Source organism: Streptococcus sp. Marseille-Q7087 (genome assembly GCF_965111935.1).
In genome coordinates this window covers 252,177-268,849 of record NZ_CBCOPJ010000001.1, presented here as the reverse complement: position 1 = coordinate 268,849, position 16,673 = coordinate 252,177, and the positions used below count along the sequence as shown (strand labels likewise).

Annotated in this window: 15 protein-coding genes; 1 reads left to right on the top strand and 14 read right to left on the bottom strand. The window is 41.5% G+C overall.

The features are described 5' to 3' along the window. Nucleotide 1: 1 nt before the first annotated feature. The 3 genes from folP to ACWPVF_RS01425 form a co-directional block, all read right to left on the bottom strand. On the bottom strand, nt 2–952 hold the full coding sequence (gene folP, locus ACWPVF_RS01435; RefSeq protein ID WP_454384244.1) for a dihydropteroate synthase: 951 nt from the start codon (nt 950–952) through the stop codon (nt 2–4). A 135-nt stretch (nt 953–1,087) separates the two neighbouring features. Further along, the gene (locus ACWPVF_RS01430) at nt 1,088–2,287 is read right to left on the bottom strand and encodes a phosphoglycerate kinase (protein ID WP_045614609.1); all 1,200 of its coding nucleotides are present in this window, start codon (nt 2,285–2,287) and stop codon (nt 1,088–1,090) included. A 234-nt stretch (nt 2,288–2,521) separates the two neighbouring features. After that, entirely contained in the window at nt 2,522–7,354 is a 4,833-nt protein-coding gene (locus tag ACWPVF_RS01425; RefSeq protein WP_454384241.1) for an endo-beta-N-acetylglucosaminidase, read from the bottom strand. Nucleotides 7,355–7,654: 300 nt separating this feature from the next. Here ACWPVF_RS01425 and ACWPVF_RS01420 point away from each other — a divergent pair, with 300 nt between their 5' ends. Next, on the top strand, nt 7,655–9,286 hold the full coding sequence (locus ACWPVF_RS01420; RefSeq protein WP_454384239.1) for a Na/Pi cotransporter family protein: 1,632 nt from the start codon (nt 7,655–7,657) through the stop codon (nt 9,284–9,286). Between the two features lie 29 nt (nt 9,287–9,315). On the opposite strand, the gene ACWPVF_RS01415 is transcribed toward ACWPVF_RS01420, so the two are convergent. From ACWPVF_RS01415 to racE, 11 genes are all read right to left on the bottom strand, one after another. Continuing rightward, a complete protein-coding gene (locus ACWPVF_RS01415) occupies nt 9,316–9,612 on the bottom strand; it encodes a bacteriocin immunity protein (protein ID WP_314945637.1) in 297 nt (98 codons plus the stop codon). Nucleotides 9,613–9,636: 24 nt separating this feature from the next. Next, on the bottom strand, nt 9,637–10,701 hold the full coding sequence (gene pepA / locus ACWPVF_RS01410) for a glutamyl aminopeptidase (protein WP_454384237.1): 1,065 nt from the start codon (nt 10,699–10,701) through the stop codon (nt 9,637–9,639). A 120-nt stretch (nt 10,702–10,821) separates the two neighbouring features. Further along, nucleotides 10,822–11,058 (bottom strand): membrane protein insertion efficiency factor YidD, encoded by a 237-nt coding sequence (gene yidD, locus ACWPVF_RS01405; protein WP_016466835.1) that lies wholly within the window; start codon nt 11,056–11,058, stop codon nt 10,822–10,824. After that, nucleotides 11,058–11,783, bottom strand: coding sequence for a pseudouridine synthase (locus ACWPVF_RS01400; protein WP_016466836.1), 726 nt, complete (start codon nt 11,781–11,783; stop codon nt 11,058–11,060). Before ACWPVF_RS01400 ends, yidD begins: the two co-directional genes overlap by 1 nt. Then, entirely contained in the window at nt 11,770–12,339 is a 570-nt protein-coding gene (gene scpB / locus ACWPVF_RS01395) for an SMC-Scp complex subunit ScpB (protein WP_016466837.1), read from the bottom strand. Before scpB ends, ACWPVF_RS01400 begins: the two co-directional genes overlap by 14 nt. Before the next feature lie 12 nt (nt 12,340–12,351). Beyond that, complete coding sequence (locus ACWPVF_RS01390; RefSeq protein WP_454384234.1) at nt 12,352–13,086, bottom strand: segregation/condensation protein A; 735 nt, start codon at nt 13,084–13,086, stop codon at nt 12,352–12,354. Continuing rightward, the gene (gene xerD, locus ACWPVF_RS01385) at nt 13,086–13,820 is read right to left on the bottom strand and encodes a site-specific tyrosine recombinase XerD (RefSeq protein ID WP_454384232.1); all 735 of its coding nucleotides are present in this window, start codon (nt 13,818–13,820) and stop codon (nt 13,086–13,088) included. Before xerD ends, ACWPVF_RS01390 begins: the two co-directional genes overlap by 1 nt. Then, nucleotides 13,817–14,278, bottom strand: a complete 462-nt coding sequence (gene cbpB, locus ACWPVF_RS01380) for a cyclic-di-AMP-binding protein CbpB (RefSeq protein ID WP_454384230.1) — start codon at nt 14,276–14,278, stop codon at nt 13,817–13,819. Before cbpB ends, xerD begins: the two co-directional genes overlap by 4 nt. Next, on the bottom strand, nt 14,275–14,796 hold the full coding sequence (locus ACWPVF_RS01375; protein WP_454384228.1) for a metallophosphoesterase: 522 nt from the start codon (nt 14,794–14,796) through the stop codon (nt 14,275–14,277). Before ACWPVF_RS01375 ends, cbpB begins: the two co-directional genes overlap by 4 nt. Then, nucleotides 14,772–15,743, bottom strand: coding sequence for a nucleoside-triphosphate diphosphatase (locus ACWPVF_RS01370; protein ID WP_454384226.1), 972 nt, complete (start codon nt 15,741–15,743; stop codon nt 14,772–14,774). Before ACWPVF_RS01370 ends, ACWPVF_RS01375 begins: the two co-directional genes overlap by 25 nt. Beyond that, nucleotides 15,740–16,534, bottom strand: a complete 795-nt coding sequence (racE, locus tag ACWPVF_RS01365) for a glutamate racemase (protein WP_454384224.1) — start codon at nt 16,532–16,534, stop codon at nt 15,740–15,742. Before racE ends, ACWPVF_RS01370 begins: the two co-directional genes overlap by 4 nt. Nucleotides 16,535–16,673 lie beyond the last annotated feature (139 nt).

Sequence of the window (16,673 nt, the reverse complement as noted above, 5' to 3'; positions counted from 1 at the left end):
CTTACTTATATTGTTTCAAATCTAAATTTTCTGCATCATCTGCTAGGCGGATAGCTGATGCAATGTCGACTGCCATCTTGTGACTGACTACATCGTGCACGCGCACCACTTCCACACCTTGTCTAGCGGCAATACTGGTTACATGAGCCGAAGCAATATCACGATTGCGGAAACCTACTTCTGTATCTGGATTGACTTCAAATCCATTTTCTTCAAGAATATTGATGACAAAGCGCTTGCGAGAGACTCCCAAAAAGATTGGATATCCCATCTCGTGCAATTTATCAAGGTCACGTAAAAGTACCAGATTTTCCTTTTTAGTCAAGCCAAAGCCGATCCCTGGATCCAGCATGATCTTGTCTTTCGATATTCCTGCCTTCTTCGCTCTTGCAAGTGCACGGTCAAAGAAAGCTGCCATCAATTCTTCTACTGGAAGTTGTTCAAATTCAGCCAAGTCTTCCTTTGTGAAAGTCTCTCCAAATCCAAAATGAGGGAAGATGAGCGAACTAGGGTGCTGAGGGCGTGCCATAACTGGATTAAACATGATGACCACTTGAGCTCCTGCTTTAGCAACCACTTCCGCCATGACTTCATCCCCCATGAGACCGGTAATGTCATTGACTATATTAGCACCAGCCTGTAAAGCTGCTTCTGCGACTCGACTCTTCCAAGTGTCGACTGAAATCAGAACATCACTTTCTTGACGGATAGCTTGAATGACTGGAACGACACGTTGGATTTCCTCTTCTATCTCAACATAGCTGCTTCCAGGTCGAGTAGATTCACCACCGATATCTAAGATAGTAGCACCTTCAGCTATCAATTTTCGAGCCTGTTTTAAGGCTTCTTCAATAGCAAAAAATTGGCCCCCATCAGAAAAAGAATCTGGGGTGACATTGATAATACCACAAATAGCTGTTTTAGTAAGATTCCCTCTTTTTTCCACGTTCATCACTCAAATTTCATTTAGATTGGTATTCCTCTATTTTACTGTTTTTTTTGGATTCTGTCCAATTATCCCTCGACACTCCCAAACATTAAAAGAGCGCAAAAAAAGGAGAACCTGAGTTCTCCTTTTTAGGTTTTCTTATTTTTCAGTCAAAGCAGCAAGTCCTGGAAGTTCTTTACCTTCAAGGAGTTCCATTGAAGCTCCACCACCAGTAGAGATCCATGAGAATTTGTCTGCACGTCCAAGGTTGATCGCTGCAGCAGCTGAGTCACCACCACCGATGATTGATTTAACGCCTGGTTGTTTCACGATAGCGTCCATCACACCGATTGTACCAGCTTGGAAGTCAGGGTTTTCAAATACACCCATTGGTCCGTTCCATACAACTGTTTTCGCACCAGTCAATTCTTGGTCGAATTTAGCGATTGATTTAGGACCGATATCAAGACCAAGGAATCCTGGGTCTACTGCTTCACCTTCAGTGTCTTTCACTTCAGTGTAGTCAGCAAATGCATTTGCTTCTTTTGAGTCAACTGGCAAGATCAATTTGCCGTTTGATTTTTCAAGAAGAGATTTAGCAACATCCAATTTGTCTTCTTCTACAAGTGAGTTACCGATTTCGATACCTTGTGCTTTGTAGAATGTGTAAGTCATACCACCACCGATAAGAACTTTATCAGCTTTTTCAAGCAAGTTTTCGATAACACCAATCTTGTCTGAAACTTTTGAACCACCAAGGATGGCTACGAATGGACGTTCTGGAGCTTCAACTGCTTCTTTGATGTAAGCAATTTCGTTTTCAAGAAGGAAACCAGCAACAGCTTTTTCAACGTTTGCTGAGATACCTACGTTAGATGCGTGTGCACGGTGAGCTGTACCGAATGCATCGTTTACGAAGATACCATCTCCAAGTGATGCCCAGTATTTACCAAGTTCAGGATCGTTTTTAGATTCTTTCTTGCCGTCAACATCTTCGTAACGAGTGTTTTCAACCAAGAGAACTTGTCCATCTTCAAGAGCGTTAACAGCTGCTTCCAATTCAGCACCACGAGTAACGCCTGGGATAAATTTAACTTCTTGACCCAATTTAGCAGCCAAGTCAGCAGCTACAGGAGCAAGTGATTTACCTTCTTTATCTGCTTCTTCTTTTACACGTCCAAGGTGAGAGAAGAGGATTGCACGTCCGCCTTGTTCAAGGATATACTTGATAGTTGGAAGAGCTGCAGTGATACGGTTGTCGTTAGTGATCACGCCATCTTTTACAGGTACGTTGAAGTCAACACGAACGAGAACTTTTTTCCCTTTCAAGTCAACGTCTTTAACAGTCAATTTTGCCATTAGATATGACTCCTTCTTTTTTTTTACGTGTTAATTATATCACAAAATCAATAAAAGAGATAGCAAAACCTTAAACTTTTCCCCTGAACCATTTCTCATTGGTAAATATAGAGAATCCCTCAAGAAACGATAGGTACTTCTCGTTTTTCACCTCAGCAAGTCTAAAAAAAGATTTGACTACTAATAGTCAAATCTTTTTACTGTATGAAGTAAATGTTAGATACACTATCTAACTTAATCTTCTTTTTTCTTTTGGGCAAGTAATCCGAAACCACCCAGAACTCCAACCAAGCCAAGGGCAAGAAGATTTGCATCGACTTCTTCACCTGTATTTGGAAGTTGTTTTCCTTCAGGTTTCTCAGCTTGAACTTCTACTTTTGCTGGTTCTTGCTTCGCTGCTTGGCTTGCTTGAACTGGCGCAACGGATGTTTCAGTCTTAGGTTCTGTTTTTGTAATTTCCTTCTTAGTGTCCTGAGCCGCTGGAGTAGACACAACTGGTTGGGTAGTTGGAGCTTTAGCTACTTTTGGCCCAATCTCAACAATCTCAGTTACGGTTTCTTTAACTACTTCTGTCCCCTTAAGACTACGGTTGCCTTCTGCATCGACTTCTACAAGATTTCTACGAAGCCCTTCAACTCCTGCTTGAACCAGACGACGCTCACCTGCTTTAAGACTAGGATTTACTCGTTCTTCATGTCCGTATGCAACTGTTTCTTCCTCAATCACTAGTGCTGGGTTACTAATGGTCAAATCTTTGACTCCATCCACTGGCTGAACACGACTTTCTACCTTCGTACCAATTTCAGTAATCTCTGCCACTGCTTCTTTGACTACTTCCGTCTTAAGAAGAGTGCGTTTGCCTTTGGCATCAACTTCAATCAGACGACGAGTCTGACCTTCTACACCTGCCTGAACGACTCGACGTTCACCCAACAAGAGGTCTCCTGACGGACGTTCTTGACGCTCGAAGGCTTGAGTTTCGGTTTCAATCACTAACTCAGGTAAAGCTTCAACTGTTGGAGCAGTTTCATCTTCTAAGCTACCTACATGATGGCTTTCTTCTGCAGGAGTTAGTTTCTTATTCAGCTTTTCTTTCATGTCCGCAAATGCTTCTGGACTTGGATTTGTTGAGCCAATGAGAGTTTCTGCTTGAGCGATGATTGGATCATCTGCATTTTTCTCACGAACTTTCCCTAGAAGAGTTTCAAGTTCTTCCTTAGCTGCTTGATAAACCTGTACACCATTCAAGTCAGCACCAGCTTGTTTCAAGTCATTCAAGGCTTGGTTGACTGCTTCTTGGCTAGCATCGTGGTTTTCTAAGATCGCTTTTGCTGCATCAATCTTCTCAACTAGAGCCGCTTGTTTTTCGGCATCCGCAAATGTATAAGCTGTTGTTCCTTTGCGTCCTTGAGCAGATGTGATTTCTTGTTTCAGATATTCGTCGTTGACAGCTGCCTTAGGTGACACTAGAACATCAAACTCGACAGTTTGACCTTGATAGTGCAATTGAAGTTTTTGACGGCCTGTTTTTTGAGAATCATAGCCTGTAATTTCGATCCCCTCGTCTGTAAAGCTATGTTCTGTTTCAGTTTCATCGTCATACAAGACCTTAAAGCGGCCTTCTGATAAGTCCAGAGCATCGCCTACCAAGTAGTCAATTTTCGGTTGCTTGCTAATATACAAGGCTGCTATTTCTTTTGGACCAGCTTCTTCACCTGTCACTTGAACCTTGAAGCTTCCTGCAACCGGTAAACCAAGATAGGTCACTGTTAACTCTTGTTCTCCATGGTGGTGAGCATCGTAGCTATTAACAGTAACACCTGCATGACTAAGGTTGATGACTTCGTCTGCTTCTTCACCTTCGTATTTGACACGGAGAAGACCACCTTTAAGATTCAATTCTTCACCAACTTGATAAGTCATCTTTTTAGGCGCAACTTCTAGACTAACAGCCTTAATCTTTCTCTCATCCTGAGGAATTGTTACAGCAAGGGTATTACTGATTTCTTTACCTGGCAATTGTGTACGGTAGTAAAGAAGGCTCGGACGTTTTTCGAAGGTCAATGAATCTGTCGCCAAATCACCTCCAACTACTGTATTTAAGGTAGCGATTGGAGTTTGTGAATCTGCCTTGTCATAGACTGTAATTGTTGCTCCAGCAGGAACTTCTGAGAAACCAAGTTGAACCTTATTGTCAGTTAGAACACGCGCTGCAACTTTAGCCATTGGAATATTTTGGCTCTCCGTATCAAGAGTCTCATACATCTTCCAGTTATATATACGAATGGCTTTCCATGGTGTTCCATTGTCAGATGTGATGACGTTCAAGCGCCATTCTTGCGCAGTAATTGGGCTATCAAGAGTGATATCTGAAACATGAGCTCTATTGCCACGAACAGCCTTGGCTAGCTTCCATTCTCCAGCATCATCCTTGTAGTAAAGGTCAAAGTCCTTCGTATTCATCAAACCATCGTTAACGGATTCTCCACCAGCACCAGCATGGTCCATGACCCATCTAACAACACGGCGTGGTTGTGTCAAACGGATATCAACGCTACCACTCAACTGAGCAGAAGACCATTTGTCAGATAGGCTGGTGATCGTACCATTCAACATACCTTCGATGCCTTCTCCACCTTCTGTATTTGGGAAGGTACTTCCGATAACAGTAGCTCCTGGAACGATGTTTTCTGCTAGAGGTCTTGGAAGACTGGTGTCTTGGACCGTCATTCCCCAGTCAAAGTTTGTGGTTGCAGCTTCAGAGCGAAGGCCATTCTTACCAACTGCGACAACCTTCAACTCTTGACTGGTTCCAGTTGCACTAGCTGAACGGCTAACTTTTGGTAGGTAAATCGTAGTTGCTGATGATCCTGTCAATAGACGCCAAGCATCGCCATCCTTTTCGTAAACTTCATAGAAGTCAGCATCTTTATTGCCCTTAAATTGAACAATGGCTTCTGCCTCTTGTGCGTTTTTAAGAGATTGCTTAGCTACTGTTAGAGTTGTTGGTGCTTGAGGAGCCTCTTGATTATCTGTAACAGTCAACTCTCCTAGATTGAATTGGTAATCCCTGACAGTTGCAGTATTTTCAAAGGTGAGTTTGATCCCATAAATCTTTTGCCCAGCCAATTCACTCAAGTCAAATTCGTCTTTTGTCCAATCGTCAGATAGAGTCAGTTCTTTGCGAGTATTCTCTCCACCATAGGTATAATTTTTCTGAGTCGCAAACTCTACATAAACCTTACTTCCCTTACCACCCTTATGGGCAACACGAAGTTTTGTTTTATCCGTTACTTCCAGTTTTGTAGAGTAGAGACGAACATCTTGGTTAGTATTTTCAGCCAAATTACCCGCAAACTTGAGTGAGTTTCCTCCATTGTAGGCATCTTCAAAGTCATAATTAGCTTGAAGTTTAGCTCCTGATGAAGTTTGCCACCAGCGCCATGTAGGCAAAACACCTGATACAGAACGATAGTTCCATTCAGAATCCTTAGAGATTTTACCATCCACAAACCATTTTTTACCATGTCCAGTGTTAAAGGATGTTGTAAAGGTACGACCTACTGCTGGTGTACGGTCAGCTACGAGGTTGGCAATGCCGTACCAGTCCTTGTTATCTGGTTTTTGACCAGTCGGATCTCCTTGGTAGCCTGTGAAGAAGATATTTTCATTCTTGTGATAGTCTTCTCCAGTCTTTCCAAGACTCGTGATAGTATCAGGCGCAAAGAGTCCAAGTGACAAGCGAAGTTTTCCATTTTCATCAAAAAGGGCATCCCATTTTACTTTTGTCTTATAAGAACCACCCTGTTGCAATTCCAAACCTGCAAAAACATCATACTGACTGCGTCCAATCCATTCCGCCATTGTTACAGAGTAATCATTTTTCTCTTTAGTCCAGTTAAAGTTTGCAAAGAAGTGATCTGCAGGCACTTTATCGCCTTCTTTTTCCATGAATTGATAGTTGTACTCACCAAGTCCATCCTCATGGTAACGACCATATTCATAAGTCATGGCATCGTACCAAGAATATTTGACTGGGTGGTTGACTTTGGCAGCATACTCCTTGGTATAAAGCATGAAGTCACGCATTTTCTTACCAAGAGGCGTTACGATATCTCCTGTTGTTTCTTGGTTGATAAAGTATCCATCAAATCCATAATATTTAGCCAAATCAACTAACTTACGAGCGATAGGGAAAGTTCCATCCTCATCTTGTTGAAGAGCTGCAGCAAATTTTTCTTGGTCTGCAATACTATTTGACCAGTTGAAGAACAAAGTTCCCAACACAGGAACACCATTTCGGTGACCAGCATCAATCACATCTGGAGTCGGAACGAGGCCTTCCCAGAAGACCATTGAATTCAAGTATTGCCAGTAGTCAAAAGCGTAGGCTTTAAACTCTTCACCACCTACAGAAGCATGATCTTTAGCCTTAGAGTTGGTATTAGCAAGAGCCTCAACCTTGGCATCCTTATTAGCTTTTTCATTGACAACATGTCCACGATAGCGCTTGGCTAGTTCTACTGAAGAGCGGTTAATAGCATCGTCTTCGCGGGCACCTGGTTCCCATTTTAACAAATCTTCCCAGGTGTCAAACTTAATTTCTTTTGGTCGGAGACTTTTTTCTTCTTTCTTAGGAACATCAGAAACAGTAGCTTTTTCTTCTGGCTTATTTTCTGTAGTTGCATGTGTTTCTTCAACCTTAGGAGTTTCAGTAACTGGGCTAGTTGCTTCCTTATCAGCTGTAGTCAATTGGTCCAAGGTTGGTTTTTCTTCTGAAATAGGCTGTTCACTAACCTTGTTTTCTGTCTCCTCCAACTGCTTCAAGACTTCAGGTGAAGCTGTTGTTGGTTGTTCTGTTGTAGCAGTTGCTGGTTGTTCTGTTGTGCTATTTGCTGCTTGTTCTGCAGCCACAGCAGTGGTCGTGGTCTCATTTGCTGGAAGGGCGACTTCTTCTGCAAAAGCCTGGTTAGCAAACAAAACCGATCCAATCATCAAGGAGCAGGCACCCACAGATAATTTTCGAATACTATAGCGGCAACGTTGCTCAAAAAATGGATTCTTCATCTTTTTCTCCTTTTACTTTCAAAAGTAAGCGCTTTATTTTTTGTTTTAAAAAAAGTAACTGCTCTTGAAATAGCAGAACTGTTCATTTTTATTTTACGTTATTTAAAGGAAGAGTCAACACTTGCCCATAAATATCTATAAAGGAGTGAATAAATGATATAAATTAGACAATCAGAAGCATTTTTCTACTTTTACTAGCATTTTTCTTAAAAAACTTCATTTACTACTTGTTAGATTGCTATTAATCCTTTAAAATAGAATGGGAGAAATTCCGCGATTAGTTTTCGGAGGGAAAATAAAATGTCCATTAATTGGCAGGAAATTGCATTTCACTTTTTAGGTGGCCTGGGACTATTCTTATATAGTATCAAAACCATGGGGGACGGTTTGCAACAAGCAGCTGGAGATCGTCTTCGATTTTACATTGACAAATATACTAGCAATCCTTTCTTTGGAATTTTAGTTGGAATTGGGATGACCGCCTTGATTCAATCGAGTTCAGGTGTTACGGTTATTACAGTTGGTCTGGTTAGTGCTGGACTATTGACTTTACGTCAGGCTATTGGGATTGTTATGGGAGCCAATATTGGAACAACTGTCACATCCTTTATCATTGGTTTTAAATTGGGAGACTACGCATTACCTATGCTCTTTCTCGGAGCAGTCTGTCTCTTCTTCACAAAAAATAGAACCATCAATAACATCGGACGAATTGTTTTTGGTGTCGGTGGTATCTTCTTTGCCCTCAATCTTATGAGTGGCGCTATGGAACCCCTTAAGGATTTACAAGTCTTTAAAGACTACATGGTAGAACTGAGTAAAAATCCAATCTTGGGTGTTCTTGTCGGAACAGGTTTAACCCTTCTGATTCAAGCCTCCTCCGCAACCATCGGGATTCTACAAAATCTCTACGCTAGCAATCTGATTGACCTTCAGGGTGCCCTACCAGTTCTCTTTGGAGATAACATTGGAACAACCATCACTGCTATTATCGCTTCTTTGGGTGCTAATATTGCAGCCAAACGTGTGGCGGCAGCCCATGTGGCTTTTAACGTTATCGGGACTGTTATCTGTATTATCTTCCTCGTTCCATTTACAGGCTTAATCCAATGGTTTGAGAGCTTCTTAAATCTAGCTCCAGAAATGACCATTGCCTTCGCCCACGGAACCTTCAACATTACCAATACGATCATTCAGTTTCCATTCATCGGAGCTCTTGCCTTCTTGGTAACCAAACTTATCCCTGGAGAAGACGAAGTTGTCAAATACGAGCCACTTTACCTTGATGAGCAACTGATCAAACAAGCTCCATCTATCGCTCTTGGAAATGCTAAAAAAGAACTTCTACACTTGGGTAATTATGCTGCGAAAGCCTTTGACCTCTCTTACGACTATATCATCAACTCTAATGAAAAAGTTGCAGAAAAGGGACATAAGACTGAAGAAGCTATCAATACCATTGATGAAAAATTGACTCGTTACCTCATTAGTTTATCTGGTGAAGCTTTGAGCCAAAAAGAGAGTGAAGTCTTAACCAATATCCTTGACTCTTCACGAGACTTGGAACGTATCGGAGACCACGCAGAAGCCCTGCTCAATCTTAACGATTACTTGCAACGCAAGAATGTTCAGTTCTCTGAGGCTGCCTTAGAAGAACTAGCAGAGATTTATCTTAAAACTAGTGATTTCGTCAAAGATGCTCTTGAGAGTGTGGAAAACAACGACCTTGAGAAAGCTAAAGCTCTTATCGAGCGACACGAAGACATCAATAACATGGAACGTGTCCTTCGTAAGACTCACATCAAACGTCTAAATAACGGAGAATGTTCTACCCAAGCAGGTGTCAACTTTATTGATATTATTTCACATTACACTCGTGTATCAGACCACGCTATGAACCTTGCTGAAAAGGTTTTGGCAGAACAAATTTAAAACGAAAAAAATGCTTTGATTCTTTCGAATCAAAGCATTTTAAATAGCTCTCCAATCATAAAGGAAGATGCGGCTGCACCCCTGTATCTCGCTTCTTCCTTTTTGATAAAGCGAGCCAAATTGACTAACTCTGGCGCTGGGGTCTTGGGATTTTTGAGTAGTTCAAGTGTGACTAGCCCTGAAAGTCGCACTGCTAGCAAGCGCTCATTGGTGCTAGGTAATTTCTTAGCAGTCTCTAGCAGTGCATTCACTAGATCTTCACTCAGGTTTTGACGGGCATTATTGTAAAGATCCCGTATCAAGGTTTCTAGGTTTGGTTCTTCCATCCCTATCACCTCCATCTTTTCTGTTTAATAATTTTTGATTAAATCTACTGTAGAACGATCCAATTTTTTAACCAAGGCTTGTAAGAAAGCTTGAGCTTCAAGGAAATCGTCCATAGCATAAAGTGTTTGATGAGAGTGGATATAACGGGCACAAACACCGATTGTTGTTGATGGGACACCACCATTTTTCAGATGAGCTGCACCTGCGTCGGTTCCACCTTTTCCACAGTAGTATTGGTACTTGATTCCAATTTCTTCAGCTGTCGTCAAAAGGAAATCCTTCATACCTGGGAGAAGCAAGTGACCTGGATCGTAGAAACGAATTAAGGTTCCATCACCAATCTTACCTTGACCACCATAAACATCACCAGCAGGTGAACAGTCAACTGCTAAAAATACTTCTGGATCAAATTTGGTTGTTGAGGTATGAGCACCACGAAGTCCGACTTCTTCTTGGACGTTAGCACCAAGGTAAAGTTCATTTCCCAGTTTTTGACCTGACAAGTTTTCTGCCAATTCACTAACCATGAGCACTCCATAACGGTTATCCCAAGCTTTGGAGATGATATTTTTTTCATTAGCAGTTAGGATTGCACTACTATCTGGAACGATGGTGTCTCCAGGACGGATACCAAAACTTTCAGCCTCAGCCTTATCTGCAAAACCACCATCAAAGACGATATCTGAAATAGCTGGCATGGTTGGCCCGCCTGTCCCACGAGTCAAATGTGGAGGTACTGAACCTGAGATGACTGGAATTTCACGTCCTTGGCGCGTAAAGAGTTTAAAGCGTTGGCTACTAACAACCATTGGGTTCCAACCACCAATGCTGACTACTCGGAAGGTCCCGTCTGCTTTGATTTCACTGACCATGAAACCAACTTCATCCATGTGAGAGGCTACTAAAACACGAGGTGCATTGGCTGCTTCTGAGTGCTTAACCCCAAAAATACCACCCAAGCCATCAGTCACCACTTCATCCACGTGAGGTGTTAATTTTTCACGAAGATAAGCGCGAACAGGTGCTTCATGACCTGAGATAGCAGAAAGCTCTGTTACTTCTTTGATTTTAGAAAATAATGTTGTCATTTCTATCCCTTCTTTCTTTCAACCATTTTACCACTTTTTATAGGAGAAAGGTAGTAGAAATCAACATTTTACCATGTAACTTATTTCCTGCAACAAAAAAGAACCACAAATGTGATTCTTTTATTTTGAATTTCTTTTTAATGAGAAAACATCCGGCACTGGATCTTTACCCTCTTCGGACCAAGGGTGGCACCGTAAAATCCGTGCTAAGCCCATCAAAACTCCCTTGGCGCCGTGCTTTTCGATAGCTTGTATCATGTAGTTCGAACAAGTCGGTTCAAAGCGACAAGAAGGTGGAAAAGCAGGCGAGATAAATCGTTGATAAAATCGCACTGGCGCAATTAAAATTTTTTTCATTATTTATTATTGGTTACAGCCATGGTGTGTAATTGGCTGATTTCTTTTTTATTAAGACGACGTGATTCTCCTGGACGAAGGCCCGTTAAGTCTAGATGTCCAAAACGAGTACGAGAGAGTTTATCCACTTGGAGGCCAACAGCTTCAAACATCTTTTTAACCTGGTGATTGCGCCCTTCATGGATGGTCAACTGAACAACTGAGCGGTTTTTTACTGGATCTACTTTGAGAATTTCGTAAACAGCTGGCTTAGTCTTCTTGCCATCAATCTCAACTCCACGAGTCAAAGGACGGAGATTTTCTTTATTGGCAATTCCTTTCACACGCGCAACATAGACCTTATCAATCTCATTACGAGGATGAATCATCTCATCTGTAAAGTCACCATCGTTGGTCAAAATCAAGACTCCAGACGTATCCCAGTCCAAGCGACCCACAGGATAGATGCGCTCTTTCACATTGGGCAAAAGATCTACAACAGTCTTACGACCCTTATCATCCGTTACACTGGAAATCACACCGCGCGGTTTGTTAAGCAGATAGTAGACTTTTTCTTCGTTATAGATTGGTTGACCTTCAACTTCGACCTTGTCGCCTGACTTGATGGTCGTTGCTAGTTCACGCACGACTTGACCGTTAACCGTCACCAAGCCTTGCTTGATCAACTCTTCTGCTTTTCTCCTACTGGCCACTCCTGCATGGGCAATATATTTATTGATTCTCATCTTCTTCTATCCTTTCACCAAATAATTGGCTTTCTTGTGCTTGAATGTCAAGCTCATCAATCACGGGCAACTCTTCCAAGTGATTAATTCCCATGTAATCTAGAAAATAATCCGTAGTTACATAGAGATTAGGGCGCCCAAGAACTTCTTTTTTCCCGTCTTCTCGTATCAACTCAAAGGCCTGTAACTTAGCTAGCGCTCCACTTGAATTAACCCCCCGAATAGCATCAATCTCAATCCGTGTGATGGGTTGCTTGTAAGCAATGATGGATAAGGTTTCAAGGGCGGCCCGAGATAGACTTTGATTGATTGGTGCCTTAGAGTATTCTTTTAAAATCGCTGCAAATTGTGGCTTGGTCACCAATCTGTAGGCACCACCAGTCTCAATCAGTGCTAAACTAGAATCCTGGTCTTTTTCATACTTGTGGGCTAACTTTTCTAAGCTTTGCTGAATCCCAGTCGGTGGAAGCGATAGGACCTCAGCTAGCTGACGGACTCTAATGCCATCCTCCCCCGCTACAAACAGGAGTGCTTCTATTTCTGCTAAAGTACTCATATTTCCTCTCTATCAAGCTTGACTCTGCTCTACTTGATTTTCTTCATTCTTTTTCATGAGATAAATATCTCCAAAACTCTCTTTTTGAATCAAGAGAATTTCTTGAGTTTTAATCAACTCCAAAGTTGCTAAAAAGAGTGTAATGACCTCTTGTAAATCCTTTGTTTCTTTAAACAAATCCTGCAAGCATAATTGCTGACCTTCAATCAAGGCTTCTCGGACGATAACCATCATATCCTCAATCTTATACTCATCTCGTAAAATAGTTGTATGACTTTTCGAGAATTCTTCCTTTTTCTTGGTCAGTAAGGTTGAAAAGGCTAAGAAAAGATCAATCGTCGTTTTATCATGCACAAGTTCTGCATCCTCATAGATCAACTCTGTAGGTGCTTTTGAGTAATATTGGGCTCGTTCCTGGTGTTTCACTTCCAACTGCTCTCCCAAAAGTTTAAATTTACGGTATTCCTCAATCTGAGAAAGGAGATCCTGCTCTAGGTCATCCTCTAAATCCGTCACTTCTGCAACCTTTGGCAAGAGCTTGCGACTCTTAATCAGCATCAGTTGGCTAGCCATCACCATATACTCTCCTGCAACTTCTAAACGCATAGCTTGTAATGTCGAGATATAGGCTAGATATTGCTCGATAACCTCTGTGATCGGCACATCATAGATATCCATCTGATACTTTGAAACTAAGTGTAGGAGCAAGTCCAAAGGCCCTTCAAAATCTTTTAATTTAATATCCATTATCTATATTTTTCTAAGGTCATGACTGTCTTTAATCCTAATTTTTTAGCGATTTCGTACAAGTCAACCTTTTCTTCGATTTGTCTTAATATAAACTGTTCTCTCAATCCTTGGGCAGATAAATCTGAAAATCCTTTTTCCTTTAAAAAAGCTTCCAACTGACGAAAGGCCCATTGACGGGAATACGGTTTCCCAGCTTTTTCAAAGAGATAGGTCTGCTTCATCAAGGGCTCTAACTCCGCAAGCAAATTTGTGGGAAGGCTCAAGATTCTTTGTTGAGAAGCTTTATTGACTCTCAAAACTTGAAAATCCAGGTTCACATCACCTGTTTTTAAGGCTAGAATTTCACTCGGCAAGAGGCCCAACTCTACTATTAACAAGGCTAGTAGGCGTCCTTCTGGATAAGCACTTTCTTGCCAGAAAGAACTGAGGTCTAAAAGTTCCGACTTCCCTTGTTTTTTCTCAGCCTGTTTGGGTAATTCCAAACGGTAAAAGGTGCCAATCATTCCTTTCTGATATAAAAAGTAAAGAAATTGATTGCAAGCAGAAACCTTCCGCTTTTGGGCACTCATTTTAAAATTTGATAATTGAGCTTGGTAGATTTTTAAACTTGTCTCTGAGATTTGTTTTCCAACAAAATCCAAAAACTGCTCCAAATCATACTTATAAGACTGTTTAGAATTACTAGATAGATTTTGCTTTTCTTCTAAAAATGTTAAAATCCATTCTCTCATTTGCTTCGAATCTCATATTCCTTACTAAAATCATGCAGAAGGGCATTGACAGCCTTAAGGATTGATTTCCGTGTAATAATCCCTTGGAAAATTCCATCCTTATCAACAACTGGTAGGAAAGATTCATCCACTAACTTATGTAAAACATCTGTCAATGTATAATCTGGAGCTACCACTGCAACATCCTTCTTGGTCATGTGTACGATATCCGTATCTGCCATAGCTTCCTGACTCAATCCCTGCTCCATCTGGTAGGCAAGGATATCTCTAAGACCAATAGTTCCGACGAATTTTTTCTCATCAGTCACGACTGGTACTCTGGTATAGGTCATCTGGCTAAGGAGGAGAATTGCATGATCTGCATTGTGAGTATCAATGAGCGCAGCCAAATTTTCAGCAGGAGTTAAAAAGGTTTCCTCTTGCTCCAGTAAAAACTGTTCAAATTCTTTGGCAATCATCGAGCAAACTCCTTGGACAAGCCTGGATAAACCTCATGGTCACGTGTCAAAAAGTCCACTTTAAAACTCTTATCATCAATTTCCACACGAGCGTAGAGACATTCTCTGATAGTTCCACGTGGTTGACTGATAGAACCAGGATTTAGAAAGAGAGTCTTCCCTTCCATCCAAGCACTTGGAACATGCAAGTGCCCATAAAGACAGATATCTGCATCTTCCTCTTGAGCCCAGAGATCAAGCTTTTGGAAGTTGAAGTTAATATCAAATAAGTGTCCATGAGTCTGGATAATCTTGGTAGGACCCAGCTGAGTCACTAAGCGTTCTGGATAGTCTGAATAAAAATCCATGTTTCCTCTGACTACCTGGATTCCTTCCCAGAGTGGTGAATCTGGGCGAAGTTCCGAGTCACCATCGTGAAAAATGGCATCAACTTTCCCAAGATAGCGATCACGTATTTCTTCTACAATCAAGCTATCTCCATGGGAGTCACTCATTACAATGATGGTTTGCTTTGCCATGATGGAAATACCTCCAAAAGTTTCTTAACGGCTAAGGCACGGTGAGATTGACTATTTTTTTCTTCAAGGGTTAATTCAGCTGATGACTTGCCTGTTTCTCCTACTAGGAAAAGAGGATCATAGCCAAAACCATTTTCACCCTTAGGTTCAAAGTTAATGTAACCTGGCCAATCGGCTTCAACAACCAAGCTTTCCTTACCTGGGCTAGCAACGACCAAGGTTGTGTGAAATTGCGCTGAGCGGTCCTTGAGATCAAAGACCATGGCTAATTCGTGTAAGAGTTTCGCATTGTTTTCCTGGTCAGTGGCCCCTACTCCTGCGAAGCGAGCCGACCAAACGCCTGGTAGACCACCAAGCACATCAACTTTGAGCCCAGAGTCATCAGCTAAAACCATCTTACCTGTTAACTGAGAAATGGTTTCTGCCTTGAGGCGGGCGTTCTCTTCAAAGGTCATTCCTGTTTCAGCTACTTCAGGTAGGTCTGGATAATCATTGAGATTTTCTACGTCATAACCTAGTTTGTCAAAGATTGCTCGAAATTCCTTGGTCTTCCCTTCGTTACGAGTTGCAATCAACAAGGTTTCTCTGACTTTATTTGTCTCGAAAAAGTCTTGAACATTTACTCCTTCTTTTGGCAATTCTACATGCAAAAGCTTTCCGTTTTCCACTAAGAGTAAAGCTCCTTGACGTTGAATGACTTCCAAGTTTCGATTTGCTTCTTGATTGAGGATATCTACTACAAAAGAAAGCAGGCGATAGGCTGAACCATATCGTAAAACAGTGACTGAAAGCGGAAATCCTCGTTCCTCATCCCGAAAGATTTTGGCTAAATCAAACAAAGGAAAATCTAACTCATCATCTGTCAAAGTACGGATACCACCAAAAACACTGTAGGAACCAACATACCAGTCCTGGTCATCCTTGTATTCATAAATATTGTTTGTCATAATGTTACATGCTCCACATGAATATCTTTTTCCAGCCATTCTGCTCCGATTTGAGCAAAACTTTGGCTATTTGCAGTTGTGTAAAAACGGTGTTGAAGTGGTACCGCATCTCGACTACGATTAATCTCAAAATAATTGAGTAGGACCGAGATATCGCGAACACACTCCGCTCCACTATCGATTAGTTGTACCTTAGGTCCCATGACATTTTGGATGATAGGTCTGAGGAGTGGGTAGTGGGTACATCCCAAAATCAAGCTGTCTACCTTGCCCACTAATGGACGCAAGGTTTCATAAACTACTTTCTTGGTCACACTGGTCGATAGAGCACCTGACTCGACCAAAGGAGCAAATTTGGGGCAAGCCAAACTCTCAACCTGTAAATCTGGATCTAAATCATGGATCTTTTGTCGATAGATATCTGATTGTACGGTCATCGGTGTTCCAATCACTCCGATTTTCCCACCCTGACTTGCTTTGATAGCTGCTGAAGCACCGGGTAAAATCACTCCAAGAACAGGAATATCTAACTGGGCTTTAATTTCTTCCCAGACGACTGCTGTTGCTGTATTACAAGCAATGACAATCATCTTGACATCCTTGGTCAAAAGAAAGTTGACCAACTGCCAAGTATATTCACGAATTTGCTCAGCAGGACGAGGGCCATATGGCGCCCGTGCCGAATCTCCAATATAGACGATTTCTTCATGAGGAAGCTGACGCATGAGCTCACGCACAACAGTTAAGCCTCCAACACCAGAGTCCAAAAAACCGATTGGTCGATTATCCATATAGTCTTCTTTCTAGTCTAATTATTCTGATTGATAGTTCATTATCATTACATTTCTTACTGAAATTTCCGACCGACTGATTCATCATCAGTTGTCTCCTTCTTAATCATAATCAAATATCAATAGAATGCAAGGAAAA

Excerpts from the sequence above, each read along its gene's own strand:
- ACWPVF_RS01390 (WP_454384234.1), bottom strand. The coding sequence starts at position 13,086 with ATGGATATTAAATTAAAAGATTTTGAAGGGCCTTTGGACTTGCTCCTA.
- ACWPVF_RS01415 (WP_314945637.1), bottom strand. The coding sequence starts at position 9,612 with ATGGAAGAACCAAACCTAGAAACCTTGATACGGGATCTTTACAATAAT.
- ACWPVF_RS01400 (WP_016466836.1), bottom strand. The coding sequence starts at position 11,783 with ATGAGAATCAATAAATATATTGCCCATGCAGGAGTGGCCAGTAGGAGA.
- racE (WP_454384224.1), bottom strand. The coding sequence starts at position 16,534 with ATGGATAATCGACCAATCGGTTTTTTGGACTCTGGTGTTGGAGGCTTA.
- ACWPVF_RS01430 (WP_045614609.1), bottom strand. The coding sequence starts at position 2,287 with ATGGCAAAATTGACTGTTAAAGACGTTGACTTGAAAGGGAAAAAAGTT.
- ACWPVF_RS01425 (WP_454384241.1), bottom strand. The coding sequence starts at position 7,354 with ATGAAGAATCCATTTTTTGAGCAACGTTGCCGCTATAGTATTCGAAAA.
- xerD (WP_454384232.1), bottom strand. The coding sequence starts at position 13,820 with ATGAGAGAATGGATTTTAACATTTTTAGAAGAAAAGCAAAATCTATCT.
- ACWPVF_RS01375 (WP_454384228.1), bottom strand. The coding sequence starts at position 14,796 with ATGGCAAAGCAAACCATCATTGTAATGAGTGACTCCCATGGAGATAGC.
- pepA (WP_454384237.1), bottom strand. The coding sequence starts at position 10,701 with ATGACAACATTATTTTCTAAAATCAAAGAAGTAACAGAGCTTTCTGCT.
- cbpB (WP_454384230.1), bottom strand. The coding sequence starts at position 14,278 with ATGATTGCCAAAGAATTTGAACAGTTTTTACTGGAGCAAGAGGAAACC.
- folP (WP_454384244.1), bottom strand. The coding sequence starts at position 952 with ATGAACGTGGAAAAAAGAGGGAATCTTACTAAAACAGCTATTTGTGGT.
- yidD (WP_016466835.1), bottom strand. The coding sequence starts at position 11,058 with ATGAAAAAAATTTTAATTGCGCCAGTGCGATTTTATCAACGATTTATC.
- ACWPVF_RS01370 (WP_454384226.1), bottom strand. The coding sequence starts at position 15,743 with ATGACAAACAATATTTATGAATACAAGGATGACCAGGACTGGTATGTT.
- ACWPVF_RS01420 (WP_454384239.1), top strand. The coding sequence starts at position 7,655 with ATGTCCATTAATTGGCAGGAAATTGCATTTCACTTTTTAGGTGGCCTG.
- scpB (WP_016466837.1), bottom strand. The coding sequence starts at position 12,339 with ATGAGTACTTTAGCAGAAATAGAAGCACTCCTGTTTGTAGCGGGGGAG.